The following is a 19,083-nucleotide window of genomic DNA, read 5'->3' on the forward strand; positions in this document are numbered from 1 at the left end:
TCGTCGGGTCGGTCGGACGGACCACGGGCAAGGTCCGTCGAAGGGCGGACGACCACCCGCCCGCCCGCCGCTTGACTGGGCCCATGGCGAGGAACGGACCGAAGGGTGAGCAACCGGGCGACGGCAGCGCGCTGCGTCGGGTGACCGGGTGGCAGTGGCTCTGGCGCTCCCAGCTCGGGATCACGGTCTTCGGCGTCACGTGGGACGTCGACGTCGACCTGTTCGACCTCGACGAAAAGGTTCGTCTGTACCGCGACGGTACGCAGGACCGCATCCAGCGCGGTCGGTCCACCTTCGAGATCCCGCCCCGGCACCGCGTCGAGGTCGCCTGGAGCATGTACGGGATCAGGCGCGCGCACCTCGTCGACGCCGTGGGGAACGAGATCCGGCTCGAGCCGCGACCCGGCACCGGGGAGCGCTGGCGGGCCGACCTCGAGCGCCAGCAGCCCGGGCTGAGCCGGCTCCTTGTGGCGGCGTCGTGGACGCTCCTCGTCATCGCGCTGATCCTGCAGGCCCCCCAGCTGCTCCAGCTGGTGAGCGTCTGGACGGGATGGTTCGACTTCACCTCGCCGGTGTCGCTCCCCGGCTGGCTGAACACGCTCCTGACCATCGGCGGCGCCCTCGCCGCGCTCGAGCGCGCGCTGGGGATGCGCCACCACTGGCTGCTCGACGACTGAGCCGCCGGCCCGCCTCGTGCGGTCGACCGATCGTTCAGCCGAGGCCGTCCCGGCGCGCGCCGCCGCTCGGCACGACGGGGAAGATCTCGGGACGTGGGAAGCCCGCCCGTACCACCGCCTCGTCGACCTCGGACGCGATGCGCTCGGCCTCGGACGCGTCCACCAGCGCGATGGACGCCCCGCCGAAGCCGCCCCCGGTGAGCCTGGCACCGTGCGCGCCGGCGGCGACCGCGGCGTCGACGGCGGCGTCGATCGCGGGCACCGAGACCTCGAAATCGTCCCGCAGGGAGGCGTGCGCCTCGGTGAGGAGCGGGCCGACCGCCCGGGGTGCCCCCTCCCCCAGGAGGCGTGCGACCTCGTGGCAGCGGGCGGTGTCGGTCACGACGTGCCGCATCCGGCGGTGCTCGGCGTCGGGCATCCGTCCCGCCCAACCGGCCACGTCGCCGGGAGCGACCTGCGCCAGGTGCTCGACGCCGGCGAGCTCCGCCGCCCGCTCGCACTCGGCCCGGCGCTCCCGGTAGCCGCCGGTGGCATGGTCGTGCCGCACCGTCGAGTCGACGACGAGGACCTCGAGTCCCGCCCCGACGAGGTCGAGGGGCACCTCTGCCACCGTGCCCCGGCCGAAGTCGAGCAGGATGCCGGCGCCGGCGCGGGTGAGCAACGCCGCGGACTGGTCGAGCGTGCCGGTCGGTGCTCCGGCCACGACGTTCTCGGCCCGCTGGCACACGCGCACCATTGTCGGCCGGTCGAGGCCCAGGCCCCAGAGCGCGTCGAGCGCGACACACACGGCGGCCTCGATCGCAGCGGAGGACGAGACGCCGACACCGACGGGGACGTCGGAGTCGATCCAGGCGTCGAACCCGGGCAGGACGTCGAGCGCACGCACCTCGCCGAGCGCCCACACCACCCCCAGCGCGTAGGCGCTCCACCCGGTCGGGCGCTCCGCTCCACCTGCGAGAGCCCCGACGTCGTGGGTGACGACGCCCGGGGAGAAAGTCGTGCCGGCCCGCACCACCCGGTCCTCCCGCGGGGCCACGGCGATCCGGGCCCTGCGGTCGATGGCGAACGGGAGGCTGGCGCCGCCGTTGTAGTCGGTGTGCTCGCCGACGAGGTTGACGCGCCCGGGGGCCGACCAGATCCCGAGCGGCTCGCGACCGAACGCCGCGGCGAACTCCTCACGCACCCGCCTCACCCCCGCGCTGGGCCGCCCTGTCGGCGTCGACCCGTGCCAGGGCCTCACGGAGACGCTCGGCGCCGGCCTCCGGGACGACGTCGCCCACCCAGGCGCCCATCGCGGCCTCGGAGCCCGCGAGGTACTTGAGCCGGTCCGCCGCCCGCCGCGGCGACGTGATCTGCCAGGTCAGGCGGACGTCGTCGCGCCCCTCGCGCACCGGCGCCTGGTGCCACGCGGCGATGTACGGCGTCGGGGTGTCGTAGAGCGCGTCGACCGCGCGCAGCAGCCGTAAGGAGAGGCCGGCGAGCTCGTCGCGCTCGGCGTCGTCGGTGGCCGCGAGGTCGGGGACCTTGCGCCGGGGCTGGACGTGGAGCTCGATCGGCCAGCGGGCGGCGAAGGGCACGTAGGCCACCCACCTCTCGGTCCGGGCCACGACGCGCGGTCCCGCCAGCTCGCGCTCGAGCACGTCGCCCTGGAGGTCGCCGCCGTGCTCCCGGACCCGGTCGAGCAGCAGCCGCGTGCGAGGCGTGACGTAGGGGTAGGCGTAGATCTGACCGTGCGGATGGTGCAGGGTCACGCCGATCTCGACCCCCCTGTTCTCGAACACGAAGACCTGCTCGACGCCCTCCATCGCGCCGAGCTCCTCGGTGCGCTGCGCCCAGGCGTCGATGATCGTGCGGGCCCGGGCCTCCGTCTGCGTGGCGAACGAGCCCGTGCGGTCGGGGCTGAAGCAGACGACCTCGCACCTGCCGAACGCGTCCCTCGCCCGTTCGAGCCCGTGGGTCTCCTCCGCCTCGCCGAGTCCCGGCCCGAAGGAGGGCGAGCGGTTCTCGAACACCGCCACCTCGTAGTCGTCCGGGATCTCGCTCGGGTTGGTGGGCGCCTGCGGTGCGAGCGGGTCGAACTCGGGCGGCGGCAGGTGCGCCCGGCCCTGCCGCGCCGTCGCCACGGTGATCCAGTCGCCGGTGAGCGGGTCTCGTCGCAGCCGGGGCGTGGCGGGGCGCGGGTCGAGCGGCCGCCGGTCCGGGCCGGGCTCCCGCCGGGGTGCACCGTGCGCATCGAAGTAGATCAGCTCGCGGCCGTCCGCGAGCGTCGTCCGCGTCATCGTCGTCATGCCCGTCCTCACCTGGGGTGTCGGGCGACGACGCTACCGCTTCGCCGACGGAGAGCGTCGGACCGGACGCCCCGGCGGCGATATGGTGCCCCGATGACCGACCTGACCGCGCGGATGCGCGCCGTGCGCGAGCGCGTGGTGTCCGCGGCGACCGACGCCGGCCGAGACCCGCGGGAGGTGCGCATCCTGGTCGCGGTGAAGACGCAGCCGACGGAGGAGATCCTGGCCGCGCTCGACGCCGGCGCGACGGTCCTCGGCCACAACCGGGTCGACGAGCTCGCGGGCTCCGGGCCCGCGCTGTCCGCCCCGGACGTGCTGGGCCACGAGATGCACCTCATCGGGCACCTGCAGTCGAACAAGATCAACGCGGCCCTGCCGTGGACGACGTGCGTGCAGTCGATCGAGTCGACCAGGCGGGCGCGGAAGATCGACGAGGCCGTCGGGCGCCGCCTCGACGCCGGTGAGGGTATCGGCCCGCGTCGGCAGCCGCGGCCGCTCGACGTCATGATCCAGGTCAACACCTCCCGCGAGCCGACCAAGCACGGCGTCGACCCGGAGTCGGCCGTCGACCTCGCCGCGTACGTCGGCGAGCGCCCGCACCTGCGGCTCACCGGTCTGATGACGATCGGCGCGAACAGTCCCGACGCCGGGCTCGTGCGCGCCTCGTACACCGAGCTCGCCGAGCTGCGCGAGCGCATCGGTCAGGAGGTCGGCGGGCTCGGCGCGCTCGAGCTGAGCATGGGGATGTCGGGCGACATCGAGCCGGCCGTGGCCGCCGGCGCCACGATCGTCCGCGTCGGCACGGCGGTCTTCGGCCCCCGCCCCGCGCCTGCCCGCCCCGATCCTCACGAGTGAGCGGGGTTCCGCCCGACGAATGAGCGCGGGTCCGCCCCGCGAGTGAGCGGGGTTCTGCCCCGCACGTGCCCGCCGATCGTCCCGCAGGTCTCAGCCGCGCTCCGCAGCGACGAACGCCGCCGTCTCCTCGGCCACCGCGCTCCCCTCGCGCACGAACAGGGCCGGCTCACCGATCGGTGCGTCGACCTCGACCTCGGCAACACCTGAGTCCTCGCCGTACACGTCGCCGCTCCAGACGTGCACCCACCGGCCGGGCGGGAGCACGACGTCGACACTGTCCTCCCCCGGCTCCAGCACCGGGGCGAGCACCACGTCCGGCCCCATGGCGAGCTCCGCGCCGGCCTGCTCCAGCAGCTCGTCGCCGCCGTGCACCATCCACGGGTGGTGCTGGGCGGCCCCGAGCGGATCTTCCGCCGTCAGCCGCGCGCGCTCCGGCCCGAGGGCGACGAACAGCCGCGCCGACGATGCGAGCACCTCGGCGGTCTCGCCGGAGCCGGCGGCCTGGACCACGTCGGCGGGCCGGTTGCCCTCGTGGGTCCGGAAGACCGGACCGAGCACGGAGGCCTCGCCCCACCGGGCGAGGAGCTCGGCGTCGCGTCCGATGTCCGGCACCACGGGCAGGGCGAGGCTGGTGTAGCCGCCGACGTCGGAGTGCATCTGCGCCATCCCGCTCGCCGCAGTGGCGTGCAGCATCGCCGGCACGGAGGCGAGCCCGTCCTCGGCCGACCAGTCCTGGAGCTGGTCGCCGAGCCAGAGCGCGTCGGCGGATCCCGAGGACGCGGAGTGCCCGCTGCGGTGCCAGACGAGGCCCTCCTCGGCGAGACCGGCCAGCTCGAGCGCGCGGTTGTTGACCTCCTGCCACAGCACGGGCCATGCGGCCCGCCACTCCTCGCCGGTCCCGCCGGCCAGGACGGCGTCCGGCGGCGGGCCCTCGGCGAAGTCCGCCATCCAGCCCGACGCCCCCGCGCCTGCGACCTCGTCGGCGATCGCCTGGGCGATCCACTCGCGGGCCTCCGGGCTGGTCAGGTCCACCATGGCGGCGGTGAAGCCCTGCTGGTCGAGCTCGACGACCTCACCGTCACGGCCGACGACGAGGTGGCCGAGCTCGGTTGCCTCAGCGTGCAGGTCCCGGTCGCCACGGTCGGCGGCTGCGGCCCCGCTGTCGGCGGAGAGGAAGGCGTTGGTGTAGGTGAGGACGCGGATGCCGTCAGCCGCCAGCTCCTCGACGAGCTCGTCCCATCCGGGGTAGCGCTCCTCGTCGAGCACCCAGTTCCACTGGAGGCGGTCACCGAATGAGGTCACCCGTCGACCCGTCCAGTCCTGCAGCCACACGGCGGCGACCGGCACGCCGGCGCCCCGGAGCACCTCCAGCTCCGCGCGCACCTCCTCCGTCCCGCCCTGCAGGCCGACGACGGCGCCCTCCTGCGTCCAGTCCGGCGGCGGTTCGGCGGCCCCGGCCCACCCGGACTGGATCTCGACGGCCTCGAGCGGCGTCCCCGCGGCAGCGACCGAGAAGGACGCCTCCTCCGACCAGACCTCCCACACGAGCTCGTCGCCGGTGAGGTCGACGCTCGCGATCCGGCCGCCCCGGTAGGCCAGGCTCCGCGCGCGGCTCGTGACGTTGACGCCGCTGACGAGGTAGGTGGTGTCCTGCCCGCCCGCGGCCGCCTCGGCCATGTCGACGGCGAAGGAGAGCGGCTGGTTCCCGCGCCCCACACCCTGCTCGCGAGAGATCAGGGGGACGCGTCGGCCGCGCAGGTCGAACTCGCCGCTCTGGGCACCGAGGCCGTGGACGCTCTCCTCGTCGGCGAGCGCAGCGGTGAGGTAGAGGCGGGTCGGCGCGGGCCCCTGGGTCACGAGGCGGGCATCGACGTCGAGCCGTTCCTCGGCCCCCTGGGCGAGCGTGAGCTCCCACCCGATCTCGCCCTCGTCGCCGCTCAGCCGCCCGCTGAGCCGGAGCTCCTCGCCGTCGAGCGTGGCATCGGTCAGGCTCTGCTCGGTCCAGGTCGCCTCGTGCTCGTCGGCGATCCTCAGCAGTCCGACGTCGTCGCGGTAGGTGGCATCGCCGTCGGCGGCCGTGAGGAAGGCGCCCCCCGCGGGCGTGGACCAGACCGGCCCGTCCGCGGCCGGGTGCGTGACGGTGAGGCCGTCGTCCACGACGACGGTGAACCCCCCGACCTCCCACGTGCCACCGGCCCCGGCGTCGAGCTCGCCCCGCGGCGGATCGGCGAGGTCGGTGGCCGGCGGCGGCAGGCGCCACAGGACGCCGGCGGTCACAAGCACGATGACCAGACCGAGAACGCCGACGACGATCCAGCGACGCCTGATTTGCCTGCGCGGTGGGCTCATCTGCACGGGCGCTCCGTCGATTCTCGGTGAACGCCCGCCATCGGGCACCGCGAGACATCGTACGTGGCGGGGTAGCTCGGATCGCCGCTGCTGATCGGTCAATCTCCCGTCAGGTTCGCGTGATTAGGGTCGTGTACCGGAACAGGCCGCGCGGGCCGTCGAGCCGGGAGTAGTCGTGCCACCGGGGCTGGTACGTGCCGCGGAGCTCGATCGGTGCTGCGCGGCCGCCGCTCTTCGTGCCCGGACCGGCGCCCGGCCCCCACTCGCGGACACCTTCGATGACCGCCCCCTCGTGGATCCGGAAGTCCTCGGCGTTCGTCGTCCCGCCATTCTTAGGGGGCGACCAGTAGCCGGGGTCGTTGGTGAGGACAACGAGCAGCGCGGAACGCCCCTGTTCCACGGCCACGAAGTCCTCGTTGCGTCGTAGGTCCTTGAGGCAGTCGTAGCCGCCGAGGTCCCGAGCGTCGTGACCAGGCAGCTGATACTGCTCGTCGTCGACAGTTCCACGCCATGCGGCCTTGAGGTACTTGAGCTCCACCGCCGTCTGAGCGCCGGTCTGCGAGTCGGTGACCATCATGTCGAGATGCACACCCGGCTTCACAGCGACCTCGAGCCGGACACGCGCCCCCGTCTCCTCCCGTACGGCCATCCCGAGGGCGAACTGAAAGTCCGCCTCCGAGTGGAACACTCGCCGCTCGTGCGACAACAGGGGTACGACTGCCGCCACGACCTCGGCGTCGACCCTGCCCTTCCGCTTCTGGATCGAGCGCGCGGTCGAGGTGATCGTGACCTCGTCCTCCACCCAGACGAAGCGGCTGCCCACTTCGCGATCGACGTCCTGCTCGGCGTCGTGCGGCTCGTCCACCATTTCTCCATCCTGCACCGCTCGCTCAAGCGTCGCCCCCTGTCATGCGGCAGGCGCAGCCCCGCGACACACTGGCGGGGACCCTGGGCACGACACGATCGACGAAAGGGACGCCATGACGATCCGCCCGCAGGACACGGCCACCCGAGACTCGCGCCGACTCGACGGGATCTGGGACTTCGCCCTCGACCCTGACGGCCGCGGCCGGGACGAGCACTGGTTCGCCGGCCCGCTCCCCGACGCCCGCGACATGGCCGTGCCCGCCAGCTACAACGACCTTGTGCCGGACCCGGCCGTCAAGAACCACGTCGGCGACGCCTGGTACCAGCGCACCGTCCGGGTGCCGCGCGGCTGGGCGGGCGAGCGGATCGTCCTGCACCTGGAGTCGGCCACGCACCGCGCGACCGTCTGGGTCGACGACGTCGAGGTCGTCTCCCACGAGGGCGGCTACACGCCGTTCGAGGCGGACGTCACCGAGCACGTCACCCCCGGTGGGACGTTCCGCCTGACGGTCGTGGTCAACAACGAGCTGAGCTTCCGGTCGATCCCGCCGGGCGTCGTCGAGGACACCGAGGACGGACGCCGCCAGACCTACTGGCACGACTTCTTCAACTACGCAGGTCTGCACCGCTCCGTCCGGCTCCACGCGACGCCGCACGACCACGTCACCGACGTCACCGTCGTCACCGGCCTGGACGGCTCCACGGGTACGGTCGACTGGTCCGTCCGCGCGTCGTCCCAGGCCACACCGACGGTTGCCGCCATCCTGCGCGACACCGCAGGCCGAGTCGTCGAGGAGGGGGACGCGGCACTCGTCGCCGGCAGTGCGTCGGGCACCCTCACCGTGCCCGACGTCCACAGGTGGGCGCCGGGCGACGGCTACCTCTACGACCTCGAGGTGCGCATCGTCGACGGCGAGGAGGTGCTCGACAGCTACCACCAGAGCGTCGGGATCCGCACGGTCGAGGTGCGCGGCACCGAGCTCCTCATCAACGGGGAGCCCTTCTACGTCCGGGGCTTCGGCATGCACGAGGACCACGACGTCATCGGCAAGGGGCACTCGGACGCCCACCTCGTCCATGACACCGAGCTGCTGCACTGGATCGGGGCGAACTCGCTGCGCACGTCGCACTATCCCTACAGCCAGGACGTGCTCGATCACGCGGACCGCCACGGGCTGGTGGTCATCGACGAGGTCGCCGCCGTCGGGCAGAACATGGGCCTGGGCGGCGGGATCTTCGGCGCCCAGGGCTACACGACCTTCTCACCGGAGACGATCAACGACGAGAGCCGCGAGGTGCACGCCCAGGCGATCCGGGAGCTGATCCACCGGGACAAGAACCACCCGAGCGTCGTGCTGTGGTCGATCGCCAACGAGCCCGAGTCGGACACGGAGCCGGCCGAGGACTACTTCCGGCCGCTGTTCGCGCTCACGCGCGAGCTGGACCCGACGCGCCCGGTGGGTTTCGTCAACGTCATGCTCGCGCCCCACGGGAAGTGCCGGGTCTCGCAGTTCGCCGACGTCCTCATGCTCAACCGCTACTACGGGTGGTACGTGCACACCGGGGAGCTGGCGGCCGCCGAGCGCGCATGGACGGCTGAGCTGGAGGCCTGGGCGGGCGACGGCAAGCCGATCATCGTCACCGAGTACGGCGCAGACACCCTGGCCGGACTCCACTCGGAGCCGGCAGAGCCGTGGAGCGAGGAGTACCAGGTCGCGTACCTGGAGATGAACCACAAGGTGTTCGACTCGATCGACGCCGTCATCGGCGAGCACGTGTGGAACTTCGCCGACTTCGCCACGAAGGCCGGCGTCATGCGGGTCGGCGGCAACAAGAAGGGCGTCTTCACCCGTGACCGCCGCCCGAAGACCGCCGCGCACGCCCTGCGCAGGCGCTGGCTCGCGGCCGACCGTCAGGGCTGAAGCAGCTCCAGTACGCGATCGAGCTTGGTGTCGACCGCGTCTACCTTGGTGTCGACCGTGCCCACCTTCGACTCCACCGACCCCACACGGCCATCGACCGCATCGACCTTGGACTCGATCGAGTCGAGCCGAGCGCCGTGTGCGGTGATGTCGTTGCTGATCTCGCCCAGGCGGTTGGTGTGACGCCGCTGGGTGAGGGAAATGGTCGAGAGCATCTCGTAGATGGCCTCGACGTCGTTGTCCAGCTGGCGCACCTTCTGCTCGATGCTCGTCGACGTCATGCCCACGACAGTAGCCCCGTCCGCGGGCCCGATCGAGGGGCGGCCGCCCGGCTGTGGACAACGTCCCGGCGCCGGGGCGATGTGGGCCGGACCACGTCTGGCGCGGCCGGGCACCGCTGCTCCCCAGCCTCGCGGGACCGCCGTCGCATCAGCGGATCGTGAACCCGCCGTCGACGACGAGGTCGGCGCCGTTGATCATCGCCGAGGCGTCGGAGGCGAGGAACACGGCGGCCGCGGCGATCTCCTCGGGGTACGCGAACCGGCCGTTCGGGATCTCGGCCTTGTGCGCGTCACCCTTCGGGCCCGCCCACGCCTTGCGGCCCATGTCGGTCAGGACGACGGTCGGCGAGATCGTGTTGACCGTGACCCCGCGGCCGCCCCACTCGTTGGCGAGGTTCTTCGTCAGGCCGATGACGCCGAACTTCGAGGCGCCGTACGCCACGTGCTGGTCGAGCGCCACGCTCCCGCCCTGGGACGCCATGTTGATGACGCGTCCCTGACCGGCCTCGAGCATGTGGCGGGCGACGGCCTGCGCGACGACGAACAAGCCCGTGAGGTTGATGTTGATCGTCGTGCGGAAGTCGTCGACGGAGAGTTCCTCGGCGGGGCCGAGGAGCGCGACGCCGGCGCTGTTGACGAGGATGTCGATGCGGCCGGTCTCGGCGACGACGGCGTCCACGGCCCGCCGGACGGAGGCCTCGTCGGAGACGTCGCACTGCTGGGACACGCCGCCGTCGAGGTCGGCCACCTTCGCGGCTGCGGCATCGCCGTCGAGATCGAGGACGGCGATACGCGCACCCTTGGCGGCATACGCGTCGACGATCGCGGAGCCGATGCCGGCGGCGCCGCCAGTGACGAGAGCGACCTTTCCTGCCAGGTTGAAGTCGAGGTCGACGGTGGGAGCTGTCTCGGACACGGGGGTCTCCTTCGGTCGGGCGGCGATGACGCGGCGACCGGCACTCGACCGGCGCCACTCCCACCGTCTCATCCGGGAGCCGGCGCTGCACCGTCGCGGCTCACGGCCCGCGCCGGACGCCCCCGAGCGCCGAGCCCTGAGCCCCGAGCCCCGAGCGCCGAGCACCGACGACGTCGCTCACCCCACCCGGCCGACCTCGCGGACGGCCGCGCCGAACACGCCGGGGAGGGCGCGCGCGAGCGGCACGAGCCGTCGTCGGACGGCCGGCACGCCGGTCGCGGTCAGCAGCGCCCGGGTGAGAATCCGGTGGCGGCGCACGATCCGCCGCCACTCCCGCTCGTACCGCTCCGGGTCGTCGTCGACCACTGCGCCTACCGCCGCCTCGGCCTGCGCCAGGGCGAGGGACAGCCCCTCCCCCGTGAGCGCGTCGACGTAGCCGCTGGCGTCACCGACCAGCAGCGTCCGGCCGGCCACCCGGCGCCGCGAGGCTTGCCCGAGCGGGCCCGCGCCGCGCACGGACGAACGTGGGCCTCCCCCGCCCGCACCCGGGCCGCCGATGCGTTCGACCAGCTCCGGGAACGCCGCGAGGTGCTCCGCATAAGGTCGCCGCGTCGAGGTGAGGATCGCGATCCCGACCTCGTCCGGTCCGACGGGCGTCACGTACGCCTCGGCGTCGGCGGCCCAGTGCACCTCGACCCGATCGGTCCAGGGCGCCACCGCCACGTGCTGCCGCAGCCCGTAGCGGCGCGGGCCGCGGACCGCCGCGTCCAGTCCCAGCGCTCGCCGCAGGGGCGAGTGCAGCCCGTCAGCCACGACGAGGTGACGCGCCGGGCGCCCGTCGGCCACGACACCCTCCCGGTGCGCCACGACGTCGCGCACACGCCCGGCCTCGATCGGCACGCCCGCCTCCCGCACGGCGTCGAGCAGGGCCGCGTGCAGGATCGTGCGACGCACCCCGCGTCCGGGAGCGCCGTCGGCGAAGTCCGCCTCGGCGGTGACCGTCCCCGCGCAGTAACGGATCCCCCGGAGCTCCCGTCCCGCAGGCTCGACCCCGAGATCGAGCAGCCGGCTGAGCGCGGCCGGCATGAGCCCCTCGCCGCAGGCCTTGTCGATGACGCCGGCCCGGGGTTCGATCACCACCGTGCTCAGGCCCGCCCGGGCGGCGAGCAGCGCGGTCGCGAGGCCCGCGGGTCCCCCACCGGCGACGAGCAGGTCGAGGGTCACGACGGGCCGGCCACACCGGTCGGGTCGCCGAGCTCGGTCAGCGCCCGGTTCTCGGTGCGGATCCGCACGGTCAGCAGCGCCGCGTTCGCCACGCTGAACACGAGCGCCGTGACCCACGCCGTGTGCACGAGCGGCAGCGCGAACCCCTCGACGACGACGGCCACGTAGTTCGGGTGCCTGAGCCACCGCAGCCGGTAGGGCCCGCGGGCCACGAGCGTCAGGCCGGGGACGATGATGACCCGGGTGTTCCACTGGTGCCCCAGCGAGGCGATGCACCACCAGCGCAGACCCTGCGCCGCCAGGGCGAGCGCGAGCATCGACCAGCCCAGGACGGGCACGAAGTCGGGGCGGAGCGTCCACACCTCGACGAGGCACCCGAGCAGCAGCCCCGTGTGCAGCACCACCATCACCGGGTAGTGGCCGACCCCGTGCTCGCGCCCCCCGCGCGCAAAGCTCCAGCGCGCGTTGCGCCTGGCGACGACGAGTTCGGCCACACGCTCCGCGCCGACAGTGAGCACGAGCGCGGTGAAGAGCAGCAGGCTCGTCCCGGTCACGGTGCCTCCGGCATGCGCAGCAGCACGACCTCGAGGCTGAAGCCCGGGCCCATCGCCATCATCACCCCGTACGAGCCGGGCGCGGGCGGTCGCCGGTCGAGGGTGTCCCGCAGGATGTGCAGCACCGACGCCGAGGACATGTTGCCGACGCGCCGCAGCGAGTCGGTGGTCAGCGCGAGCGCCTCGGGGCCGAGGCCGAGCGCCTCGACCAGCGCGTCGATGACCTTGGGGCCGCCCGGGTGGCACACCCACCAGCCGACGTCACGGACGCCGAGCCCGTGGTCCCGAAGGAACGCGGCGACGTCCTCACCCACGTGGCCGCGGACGAGGTCGGGCACCTCGGCGCCGAGGACGATCCGCAGACCGGTCGACCGCACGTCCCATCCCATGACGTCCTGCGTGCCGCCGTACAGGCGGCTCAGGCTGTCGACGACGACGGGGCCGGCGGCGCTGTCCAGCGCGGCGGCACCGTCGCCGGACGCGAGCGGGTGCTCGTCGCCGACCATGACGACGGCGGCGGCGCCGTCGCCGAACAGCCCGCTCGCCACCAGGTTGGCCGGGGAGGCGTCGCCACGCTGGATCGTCAGGGAGCACAGCTCGACGGAGAGCAGGACGGCGACGCCCCGCGGGCGCCCCTTCAGCAGGTCGTGCACGCGCGCGATGCCGGCCGCGCCACCCATGCAGCCCAGCCCGATCATCGGTACCCGGACGACGTCGTCACGAAGTCCGACGCGCGCGGCGACGCGTGCCTCGATCGACGGCACCGCGAGCCCGGTGACGGTGGTGGAGACGACGAGGTCGACGTCCCCGGGCCGCAGCCCGGCGCGCTCGAGAGCGCCGGTCACCGCCTCGGAGCCGAGCTCCAGCGCGGCGCCGATGAAGGCGTCGTTCGCGGCGCCGAAGTCTGTCAGGGCCGCGTACTCCTCGAGCGGCAGAGCGACCTGACGCTGGTCGACGCCGCAGTTCGCGTGGATCCTGCGGAGCAGCTTCTCGGTGGCGCCGTCGACGCCGATGACCTCGACCAGGGCGTCCGCGAGCCGCTGCTGCGCGTAGCGGTGCTCCGGCAGCACGGGTTCGACAGCGACGACGCTGGTCATCCCGCCAGGCTAACGCCGCAGTAGTCGAGCTGCCCGATGGTGACCGGCGGCCGCCAGTAGCCGGCGGGGGAACGTGGGCGGCTGGTTACGCTCGGCCCATGCGGACCGCCGTCGCGCTCGTCCGGGCGTGCCACCCCGGGCCGACCGCGGCCGTCACGGTGCTCGCCGCGCTGCTGGCCGTCACGGCCGGGCACTCGGCCGGGCAGGCGGCACTCGTCGCGACCGCGGTGCTCGCCGGGCAGCTCACGGTGGGGTGGTCGAACGACCTCGTCGACGCCGACCGCGACGTGGCGACCGCTCGCCGGGACAAGCCGCTCGTCACCGGCGAGATCACGCGGGCGGCGCTGCGCCGCGCGCTGGTTCTCGCCTCGGCGGCCTGCGTCGCGCTGTCCCTGGCGGTCGGTCTGCTCGCCGGACTCGTGCACCTGACCCTCGTCGCCGCCGCGTGGGCATACAACCTCGGGCTCAAACGCACCGTGTGGTCGTGGCTGCCGTACGTGGTGGCGTTCGGGCTCCTACCCGCGTTCTCCTGGCTCGCCCTCGATCCGCCGGCGATGCCGCCGTGGTGGGTGATGGTCGTCGGCTCGGTCCTGGGGTTCGGCGCGCACCTGCTCAACACGCTGCCCGACCTCGACGACGATGCGCGCACCGGCGTGCGTGGGCTGCCGCACCGCCTCGGCGCCCGCCGCTCGAGCGTGCTGGCGGTCGTCGCGCTCGTCGCCGGCACGGCGGTCGTCGTGCTCGGGCCCGCCGGCACCGGTCCGTGGTGGGGATGGGCGGTCCTCGCCATGAGCGTGCTGCTGTCGGTCGGCGCGCTCGTGCTCGGCGGGCGGGCGCCGTTCCGCGCGGCACTGGTCATCGCGCTCCTGGACGTCGTCCTGCTCGTCGCGCGGAGCTGACCGCCGCTCAGCGACCCGCCACCGCTCCGCAGGCCGCCGCGACGTCGTCCGCCAGGGCCTGCGCGGCGTCGTCGTCGAGGTGGTGCACGGTCAGACGCAGGTGCCAGGACGGGTCGGCGTCGTCGATCGCGAACTCGTCCCCGGTGCGGGCGAGCCAGCCGCGCCGCATGAGGTGCTCCGACACGTCGCGGGCGGGCCCGGGCAGCGGCACCCAGAGGCTGAGGCCGTCGGAGCCAGGTACGTCGATGCCGTGCGCGGCCAGGCGGGCGGTGAACGCCGCGTTGCGGTCGGCGTAGTGGACGGCCGCGCGCTCGATGGTGCGCCGGGCGGCGTCGTCGGTGAGCAGTGCGTGCGCGAGGCGCTGGAGGATGTGGCTGACCCACGTGGTGCCGGGGCTCAGGCGCATCGCGAGGCGGTCGGCGGTCTCGGGGTCCGTGGCGGTCAGGGCCAGCGACATGTCGGGGCCGAGGAACTTGGAGACCGACCGGATCAGGGCCCAGCGCCGGTGGTCCGGGCCGACGATCGTGCGGAACGGCCGCCTGGACAGCAGCGAGTAGTGGTCGTCCTCGACGACGAGCACGTAGGGGTGCTCCGCGAGCAGCTCGCGCAGCGCGGCCGCGCGCGACTCGCTCAGGCTCGCGCCGGTGGGGTTCTGCGCCCGGGGCGTGCACACGACGGCGCGGACGCCGCTCTCGAGGGCGGCCCGCAGCCCGTCGACGGTCATCCCCTCCGCATCCACCGGCACCGGGACGGGCCGGTACCCGGCGAGCCGCACGGTGCGGATGGTGGCCAGGAAGCACGGGTCCTCGAGCGCGACGGCGTCGTCCCGGGTCAGCGCCTGCGCCAGGAGGCGCTCGACGGCGTCGAAAGCCCCGCTCGTCACCGTGAGGCGGCGCTCCCCCGCGGCCCCGACGTCGGGGTCGAGCCAGCCGCGCGCCAGGTCCTCGAGCCCGGCGTCGACGACGGGCTCGCCGTACATCACGGGCCTGCTCGACAGGGCGGCGAGCGCCGGACCGGGGTCGGGGACGTGCGCGGGGTCGGGGTTGCCGGTGGCGACGTCGCGCAGGACGGTGTCTGCGGCGTAGCCCTCCTGCGCGACGGCGGAGCGACCTGCCACCTGCGTGCCTGCCCGGCCGCGGGTGACGACGAGCCCGGCCTGCCCGAGCTGGCGGTAGGCGGCGACGACCGTGTTGCGGTTGACGCCGAGCCGGTCGGCGAGCGTCCGCACCGACGGGAGCTGCACGCCCGGACGCAGGCCGCCGCGTTCCACGAGGTCGCGCACGCTGTCGACGATCTCCGCCGCCGTCCCGCCCCGGATCTCCGCCGAGGTCTGCCCCGCGGCGGCCCCGGCGATCTCACCTGTCGTCATCGGGTCCGAGCCTAGTGGCGGACGGGTTACGCTTTTGACCTAGGCCAATCATCGGCCGTGTCTACACATCGCACGGAAGGTTCGTCATGACCGCCACCAGCACCTCGACCACCACCCACGCCGGGCGCGAGACGTCCGCGCGCCCTGCCGAGGAGCTCACGAACTCCTTGCGGGCCGGCGTCATCATGGACGTCGTCACGCCCGAGCAGGCGCGGATCGCCGAGGACGCGGGCGCGGTCGCCGTCATGGCGCTCGAGCGCGTCCCGGCCGACATCCGCGCACAGGGCGGCGTGGCCCGGATGAGCAACCCGGACCTCATCGACGGGATCATCGCCGCCGTCTCCGTGCCCGTCATGGCCAAGGCGCGCATCGGTCACATGGTCGAGGCGCAGGTCCTCCAGCACCTCGGGGTGGACTACGTCGACGAGTCCGAGGTCCTCTCGCCGGCCGACTACGCCCACCACATCGACAAGACGGCCTTCACGGTCCCGTTCGTCTGCGGGGCGACCAACCTGGGCGAGGCGCTGCGCCGCATCACCGAGGGCGCGTCGATGATCCGGTCCAAGGGCGAGGCCGGGACGGGCGACGTCTCGGAGGCAACCCGCCACATCCGCCAGATCATCGGCGAGATCAACGCGCTGCGCGCGCGGTCCGCGGACGAGCTCTACCTCGCGGCCAAGGAGCTCCAGGCCCCGTACGACCTGGTGGTGAAGGTGGCCGAGGCGGGACGGCTGCCGGTCCCGCTGTTCACCGCCGGCGGGGTGGCCACGCCCGCCGATGCCGCCATGATGATGCAGCTCGGCGCCGACGGCGTGTTCGTCGGTTCGGGCATCTTCACGTCCGGGGACCCGGTCGCCCGCGCCAAGGCGATCGTCCGGGCGACAGCCGCCTACGACGACCCGGCGGTCGTCGCAGAGGTCTCGCGCGGCCTGGGCGAGGCGATGGTCGGCATCAGCGTGACCGACCTCCCGGCCCCGCACCGGCTCGCCGAGCGCGGGTGGTGAGCGGGCCGGTCACGGCACGCGGTAGGTCCACGTGTCATCCGTGAACTTGGACCGGACGAGCGCCTGCGCCTTCTCGAGCTCCTCGGGGTGGAGCCCCGACTCGACCGTGGAGTACCGCAGCCGCAGGTGGTCGAGAAAGGACTCGATGATCGCCTCGCGCGCCATGCCGGTCTGGCTGCGCATGGGGTCCACGCGCTTGGCGGCCGAGCGCACGCCCTTGTCGGAGAGCTTCTCGCGGCCGATCCGCAGCACGTCGAGCATCTTCTGCGCGTCGATGTCGTAGCTCATCGTCACGTGGTGCAGCACCACTCCGGACGCGAACCTCTTCTGGGCCGCTCCCCCGATCTTTCCGGCGTCGGACGCGATGTCGTTGAGCGGGACGTACCGGGCGTTCACGCCGATCTCCTTCAGGGCGTCGAGCACCCACGCGTCGAGGAAGGCGTAGGACTGCTCGAAGCTCAGGCCCTCGACGAGCGAGGTCGGCACCACGAGCGAGTACGTGATGCAGTTGCCGGCCTCCATGAACATCGCCCCGCCACCGGAGACGCGCCGCACCACGGACATGCCGTAACGGTCGAGGGCGGCCTCGTCGACCTCGTTGCGCACGGACTGGAACGAGCCGATGACCACCAGGGGTGCGTCCCACTCCCAGAACCGCAGGACGGCGCCGCGCCGTCCTGCGGCGACCTCGCCGGGGATCACCTCGTCGAGCGCGACGTGCATGGCCGGGTGGAGGGTGGGCCCGTGGACGAGCTCGATGGTCAGGTCGTCCCAGGAGATCGCGCGGCCCAGCGCCCGGCGCACGGCGATGCCCACGCCCTCGGCGGTGAGGCCGAACGGGTGCACGTCCGGCCGGTCGAGGACCGTCGCCGCGGCGGCAGCCAGGTCCGCCGCCGACGCCGACTCCGGCTGCCCGGTGAGGACCGCGTCGAGCTCGGCGAGCGCGGAGTCGGGCTCGAGGAAGAAGTCTCCCGCGAGGTGGACGTCCGTCAGTCGTCCGTCGGCCACCTCCAGGTCGACGACGACGAGCTTGCCTCCGGGGACCTTGTACTCACCATGCACGCCTCGAGCCTACGCACCCCCTGACATTCGTCGAGAGTGCGGTTCTCCGACCGCGAGAGTGCGGTCACCCGCACTCTCGACGACCAGGAACCGCACTCTCGACGACATGGGGGAGAGCCTCACGCGCCGGTGGCGTGGCGATCGAGGAACTCGTAGACCTCGGTGTCGTCGACGCCGGGGAACGTGCCCGGCGGGAGAGCGGCGAGCAGGTGACTGTGCGCGCGGGCGCTCGGCCAGGCGTGCGACTTCCACCGGCTCGCGAGCGCTGCCGGCGGGCGCCGGCAGCACGCCGGGTCCGGGCAGCTCGACCTCTGCCGCACGGACGTCTCGCGCCCCCGGAACCACTTCGCGTGGTCGAACGGGACGCCGACGTCGATCGCGAAGTCCCCGCCGTCGGTGCGCTCCACGTGCGTGGTGCACCAGTACGTGCCCCGCCCCATGTCCGTGTACTGGAAGTGGGTGGCGTAGCGGTCGACGTTGTCGAACACGCGGCGCGAGGCCCATCTCCGGCAGACGATCTGACCCTCGACGGCGCCGGTGACGTCGGTGGGGAACGTGACGTCGTCGTTCTCGTAGGCCTTGTAGATCACCCCGTCCTCCCCGACGCGCAGGAAGTGCACCGGCAGACCGAGGTGCTCGGTGGCGAGGTTGGTGAACCGGTGCGCGGCGGTCTCGTAGGAGACCGCGAAGGCGTCGCGCAGGTCGTCGATCGCGAGGTCCCGCTCCTTCTTGGCGGCGGTGAGCAGGTCGGCGGCGGAGCGCTCGGGCACGAGCAGGGCGGCGGCGAAGTAGTTCGCCTCGACCCGCTGAGCGAGGAACTCCGCGTAGCCGCGGGGGTCGGCGTGCTCCAGGGCGAAGTGGCCGAGGGTCTGCAGGACGATCGTGCGCGGGTCGTGACCGCCCCGGGCCGTGATCGGGAGGTAGATCCTGCGGTGGTGCAGGTCGGTGACCGAACGCGTGGAGCGGGGCAGGTCGTCGGTGCGGTGGATCGTGAAGCCGAGGTGCGCGGTGACGGCGGAGACCCCGCGGTCGGTCAGCGGTCCGCCCCGGTGGCCGACCGCCTCCGAGATCGCCGCCGCGACCTGCTCGATCTCCGCGAAGTAGTTGTCCCGCCCCCGCATCGTGGCGCGCAGCTCGGCGTTCGCGCGTCGGGCCTCCTCCGGCGTGGCCGAGCGGACCGTGGCGCTGCGGGCGAGCTCGGCGTGCAGGCCGACGAGGGCCTCGAGCGCGTCGGAGGGCAGTTTCGCGGTGGCGCGCACGGAGGGCAGTCCGAGCGAGGCGTAGGTCGGGTCGGCCTGGGCGCGCTCGAGGGCGAGCTCGAGGGCGGCGCGCCGGGTCGGCGGCTCGGCGCGCATGAGGTCAGCGACCGGCACGTCGAGGGAGCGCGCGATCGCGTGGACGAGCGCGAGGCGGGGCTCGCGCCGTCCGTTCTCGATCTGGGAGAGCAGCGACGGCGCCCGGTCCACGCGTGCCGCCAGGTCGGCGAGCGTGAGGCCGGCGCCCTGGCGCGCGTGCCGGATGCGCCGGCCGAGGACGGCGAGGTCGAGCCCGTCGTCGCCGGCGCGTGGCTCGGCCCGTGCTCCGGTCCCGGCCGCGCTCCCCTGAGTGTCCGGCTCGCCGGGGTCCCCCGGTCCGGCCGGCGACGCGGCGGGCCGCCGAGCGGCTCCGGCGTCGTCGGGCGTGGTGATGCGTGTGCGCGCGGCCATCTCTTCTCCCTCG

17 protein-coding genes are annotated in these 19,083 nt (G+C 73.5%); 5 read left to right on the forward strand and 12 right to left on the reverse strand.

The features are described from left to right. The first annotated feature begins 83 nt into the window (after positions 1-83). Positions 84-677 (forward strand): hypothetical protein, encoded by a 594-nt coding sequence (locus ACPYO4_RS13810; RefSeq protein ID WP_425709831.1) that lies wholly within the window; start codon positions 84-86, stop codon positions 675-677. A gap of 34 nt (positions 678-711) precedes the next feature. Here the strand turns inward: ACPYO4_RS13810 and ACPYO4_RS13815 are convergent, their stop codons facing one another. Further along, a complete protein-coding gene (locus ACPYO4_RS13815; protein WP_425709832.1) occupies positions 712-1,860 on the reverse strand; it encodes a galactokinase in 1,149 nt (382 codons plus the stop codon). Then, on the reverse strand, positions 1,853-2,965 hold the full coding sequence (galT, locus tag ACPYO4_RS13820) for a galactose-1-phosphate uridylyltransferase (protein WP_425709833.1): 1,113 nt from the start codon (positions 2,963-2,965) through the stop codon (positions 1,853-1,855). Before galT ends, ACPYO4_RS13815 begins: the two co-directional genes overlap by 8 nt. Before the next feature lie 93 nt (positions 2,966-3,058). On the opposite strand from galT, the gene ACPYO4_RS13825 reads away from it, so the two are divergent. Then, positions 3,059-3,820, forward strand: a complete 762-nt coding sequence (locus ACPYO4_RS13825; RefSeq protein WP_425709834.1) for a YggS family pyridoxal phosphate-dependent enzyme — start codon at positions 3,059-3,061, stop codon at positions 3,818-3,820. Between the two features lie 90 nt (positions 3,821-3,910). On the opposite strand, the gene ACPYO4_RS13830 is transcribed toward ACPYO4_RS13825, so the two are convergent. Together ACPYO4_RS13830 and ACPYO4_RS13835 are read right to left on the reverse strand one after the other, a co-directional pair. Then, positions 3,911-6,169, reverse strand: coding sequence for an alpha-glucosidase (locus ACPYO4_RS13830; protein WP_425709863.1), 2,259 nt, complete (start codon positions 6,167-6,169; stop codon positions 3,911-3,913). A 109-nt stretch (positions 6,170-6,278) separates the two neighbouring features. Further along, a complete protein-coding gene (locus ACPYO4_RS13835) occupies positions 6,279-7,034 on the reverse strand; it encodes a hypothetical protein (RefSeq protein WP_425709835.1) in 756 nt (251 codons plus the stop codon). 115 nt (positions 7,035-7,149) lie between these two features. On the opposite strand from ACPYO4_RS13835, the gene uidA reads away from it, so the two are divergent. Beyond that, positions 7,150-8,958: a beta-glucuronidase gene (uidA, locus tag ACPYO4_RS13840; RefSeq protein ID WP_425709836.1), complete on the forward strand. Its 1,809-nt coding sequence runs from the start codon at positions 7,150-7,152 to the stop codon at positions 8,956-8,958. Here uidA and ACPYO4_RS13845 read toward each other — a convergent pair. The 5 genes from ACPYO4_RS13845 to ACPYO4_RS13865 all read right to left on the reverse strand — a co-directional run bounded on the left by ACPYO4_RS13845 (position 8,949) and on the right by ACPYO4_RS13865 (position 13,030). Next, the gene (locus ACPYO4_RS13845) at positions 8,949-9,239 is read right to left on the reverse strand and encodes a hypothetical protein (RefSeq protein ID WP_425709837.1); all 291 of its coding nucleotides are present in this window, start codon (positions 9,237-9,239) and stop codon (positions 8,949-8,951) included. The two genes, uidA and ACPYO4_RS13845, sit on opposite strands and share 10 nt — an antisense overlap. A 148-nt stretch (positions 9,240-9,387) precedes the next feature. Then, complete coding sequence (locus ACPYO4_RS13850; RefSeq protein WP_425709838.1) at positions 9,388-10,155, reverse strand: GolD/DthD family dehydrogenase; 768 nt, start codon at positions 10,153-10,155, stop codon at positions 9,388-9,390. Between the two features lie 177 nt (positions 10,156-10,332). Then, positions 10,333-11,379, reverse strand: a complete 1,047-nt coding sequence (locus tag ACPYO4_RS13855) for an NAD(P)/FAD-dependent oxidoreductase (RefSeq protein ID WP_425709839.1) — start codon at positions 11,377-11,379, stop codon at positions 10,333-10,335. After that, positions 11,376-11,933, reverse strand: coding sequence for an isoprenylcysteine carboxyl methyltransferase family protein (locus ACPYO4_RS13860; RefSeq protein WP_425709840.1), 558 nt, complete (start codon positions 11,931-11,933; stop codon positions 11,376-11,378). The genes ACPYO4_RS13855 and ACPYO4_RS13860 overlap by 4 nt, the downstream gene beginning before the upstream one ends. After that, complete coding sequence (locus ACPYO4_RS13865) at positions 11,930-13,030, reverse strand: type III polyketide synthase (RefSeq protein ID WP_425709841.1); 1,101 nt, start codon at positions 13,028-13,030, stop codon at positions 11,930-11,932. The genes ACPYO4_RS13860 and ACPYO4_RS13865 overlap by 4 nt, the downstream gene beginning before the upstream one ends. Positions 13,031-13,128: 98 nt before the next feature. Here ACPYO4_RS13865 and ACPYO4_RS13870 point away from each other — a divergent pair, with 98 nt between their 5' ends. After that, positions 13,129-13,929: a UbiA family prenyltransferase gene (locus ACPYO4_RS13870; protein ID WP_425709842.1), complete on the forward strand. Its 801-nt coding sequence runs from the start codon at positions 13,129-13,131 to the stop codon at positions 13,927-13,929. A gap of 7 nt (positions 13,930-13,936) precedes the next feature. Here the strand turns inward: ACPYO4_RS13870 and ACPYO4_RS13875 are convergent, their stop codons facing one another. After that, positions 13,937-15,298, reverse strand: a complete 1,362-nt coding sequence (locus ACPYO4_RS13875; RefSeq protein ID WP_425709843.1) for an aminotransferase class I/II-fold pyridoxal phosphate-dependent enzyme — start codon at positions 15,296-15,298, stop codon at positions 13,937-13,939. An 86-nt stretch (positions 15,299-15,384) separates the two neighbouring features. On the opposite strand from ACPYO4_RS13875, the gene pdxS reads away from it, so the two are divergent. After that, a complete protein-coding gene (pdxS, locus tag ACPYO4_RS13880; RefSeq protein ID WP_425709844.1) occupies positions 15,385-16,302 on the forward strand; it encodes a pyridoxal 5'-phosphate synthase lyase subunit PdxS in 918 nt (305 codons plus the stop codon). 9 nt (positions 16,303-16,311) lie between these two features. Here pdxS and ACPYO4_RS13885 read toward each other — a convergent pair whose 3' ends face one another. Together ACPYO4_RS13885 and ACPYO4_RS13890 are read right to left on the reverse strand one after the other, a co-directional pair. Continuing rightward, complete coding sequence (locus ACPYO4_RS13885; RefSeq protein WP_425709845.1) at positions 16,312-17,364, reverse strand: lipoate--protein ligase family protein; 1,053 nt, start codon at positions 17,362-17,364, stop codon at positions 16,312-16,314. 119 nt (positions 17,365-17,483) lie between these two features. Next, complete coding sequence (locus ACPYO4_RS13890; RefSeq protein WP_425709846.1) at positions 17,484-19,070, reverse strand: helix-turn-helix domain-containing protein; 1,587 nt, start codon at positions 19,068-19,070, stop codon at positions 17,484-17,486. Between the last annotated feature and the right edge of the window lie 13 nt (positions 19,071-19,083).

It is taken from the genome of Georgenia sp. Z1491, assembly GCF_049856175.1.
Taxonomy (GTDB): Bacteria; Actinomycetota; Actinomycetes; order Actinomycetales; family Actinomycetaceae; genus JB111.

What these genes read in the sequence shown, in the direction of transcription:
- ACPYO4_RS13810 (WP_425709831.1), top strand. Translation starts at nt 84, where the DNA reads ATGGCGAGGAACGGACCGAAGGGTGAGCAACCGGGCGACGGCAGCGCG.
- galT (WP_425709833.1), bottom strand. Translation starts at nt 2,965, where the DNA reads ATGACGACGATGACGCGGACGACGCTCGCGGACGGCCGCGAGCTGATC.
- ACPYO4_RS13825 (WP_425709834.1), top strand. Translation starts at nt 3,059, where the DNA reads ATGACCGACCTGACCGCGCGGATGCGCGCCGTGCGCGAGCGCGTGGTG.
- ACPYO4_RS13830 (WP_425709863.1), bottom strand. Translation starts at nt 6,169, where the DNA reads ATGAGCCCACCGCGCAGGCAAATCAGGCGTCGCTGGATCGTCGTCGGC.
- uidA (WP_425709836.1), top strand. Translation starts at nt 7,150, where the DNA reads ATGACGATCCGCCCGCAGGACACGGCCACCCGAGACTCGCGCCGACTC.
- ACPYO4_RS13845 (WP_425709837.1), bottom strand. Translation starts at nt 9,239, where the DNA reads ATGACGTCGACGAGCATCGAGCAGAAGGTGCGCCAGCTGGACAACGAC.
- ACPYO4_RS13865 (WP_425709841.1), bottom strand. Translation starts at nt 13,030, where the DNA reads ATGACCAGCGTCGTCGCTGTCGAACCCGTGCTGCCGGAGCACCGCTAC.
- ACPYO4_RS13870 (WP_425709842.1), top strand. Translation starts at nt 13,129, where the DNA reads ATGCGGACCGCCGTCGCGCTCGTCCGGGCGTGCCACCCCGGGCCGACC.
- ACPYO4_RS13875 (WP_425709843.1), bottom strand. Translation starts at nt 15,298, where the DNA reads ATGACGACAGGTGAGATCGCCGGGGCCGCCGCGGGGCAGACCTCGGCG.
- pdxS (WP_425709844.1), top strand. Translation starts at nt 15,385, where the DNA reads ATGACCGCCACCAGCACCTCGACCACCACCCACGCCGGGCGCGAGACG.
- ACPYO4_RS13890 (WP_425709846.1), bottom strand. Translation starts at nt 19,070, where the DNA reads ATGGCCGCGCGCACACGCATCACCACGCCCGACGACGCCGGAGCCGCT.